The following is a 1183-nucleotide window of genomic DNA, read 5'->3' as shown; positions in this document are numbered from 1 at the left end:
TCTAGGGATGGTGTTCAAAACGGTTGAGCGCCCAGATTTTCAAAGGCTGGAATGCTTGGCAGAATGAGGGCATGAAACAAGCCGACCTGAACCTCGATTTGAGTAACCGGCGCACGCGCAAGCGAGCGTTCCTTGACGAGATGGAGCGCGTGGTGCCATGGAAGGATTTCGTGGCACTGATTACGCCGCATGCCCCGCTCAAGGCGACAGGGCGCAAGCCGTTTGCTGCCGAAGCGATGTTGCGCATTCACTTCCTCCAGCAATGGTTTGGCTTGAGCGATGTGGCGATGGAAGAAGCGCTTTACGACATTCCGCTGTACCGCGAGTTCGCGGGGCTCGGTGGCATGAGTCGCCTGCCTGACCGGGTCAGCATCCTGAGATTCCGGCATTTGCTGGAACAGCACAAACTGGCCGAACAATTTCTGCAAACCGTGAACACCCAATTGGGCGCGAAGGGGTACCTGCTCAAGGAAGGCACAGCGGTTGATGCGACGCTGATTGCGGCGCCGAGTTCGACCAAGAATCGGGACGGCAAGCGCGACCCGGAAATGCATCAGACGAAGAAGGGCAACGAGTGGCATTTTGGCATGAAGTGCCATATCGGCGTGGATGCCGACTCGGGCCTGGTCCATACGGTGGTGGGGACGTCCGCCAACGTTCACGATGTCACGCAGGCTCGCGCGCTACTGCGCGGCGAGGAAACGCAGGTGTTCGGCGATGCAGGCTACCAGGGTGCTGACAAACGCGAGGAAATGCACGACGTGAAGGCGCGCTGGCATATCGCGATGCGTCCGGGTAAGCGTCGAGCCTTGAACAAGGGCTCTGAGGTGGGCAGGCTGCTCGATGAATGCGAGCGGCTCAAGGCGAGCATTCGAGCGAAGGTCGAACACCCGTTTCGCGTCATCAAGCGGCAGTTTGGTCATGTGAAGGTGCGCTACCGTGGGCTGATGAAGAATACACAGCAGTTGCATACGCTGTTCGCGTTGAGCAATCTATGGATGACGCGCCACCGAATTCTGAAAGGCGTTGTGTGAGCTCGCTGCAACGGCGCGCGTGCACTACGCGTACTGTGTCTATGCCGCAAACCACCTCGAAATTGGATTCGACGTTTCATCGAATTCGCCTGATGGGCTTGGCGTTGTCAGTGTGAAATCGATGCTCTTGTTTTGAACACCATCCCTAG

The 1183-nt window shown here is 57.7% G+C and carries 1 protein-coding gene; it reads left to right on the top strand.

Going from position 1 to position 1183, the window contains the following annotated elements; genetic code table 11:
* Nucleotides 1-71: 71 nt before the first annotated feature.
* Nucleotides 72-1034 (top strand): IS5 family transposase, encoded by a 963-nt coding sequence (locus HV670_RS30050; protein ID WP_175108548.1) that lies wholly within the window; start codon nucleotides 72-74, stop codon nucleotides 1032-1034.
* The last annotated feature ends 149 nt before the right edge of the window (nucleotides 1035-1183 follow it).

It is taken from the genome of Pararobbsia alpina (assembly GCF_902859895.1).
GTDB lineage: Bacteria > Pseudomonadota > Gammaproteobacteria > Burkholderiales > Burkholderiaceae > Pararobbsia > Pararobbsia alpina.
This window is presented reverse-complemented; position numbering and strand designations above follow the sequence as displayed.

Bases quoted from the DNA above. Each gene is read 5' to 3' on its own strand.
- HV670_RS30050 (WP_175108548.1), top strand. From the start codon at position 72: ATGAAACAAGCCGACCTGAACCTCGATTTGAGTAACCGGCGCACGCGC.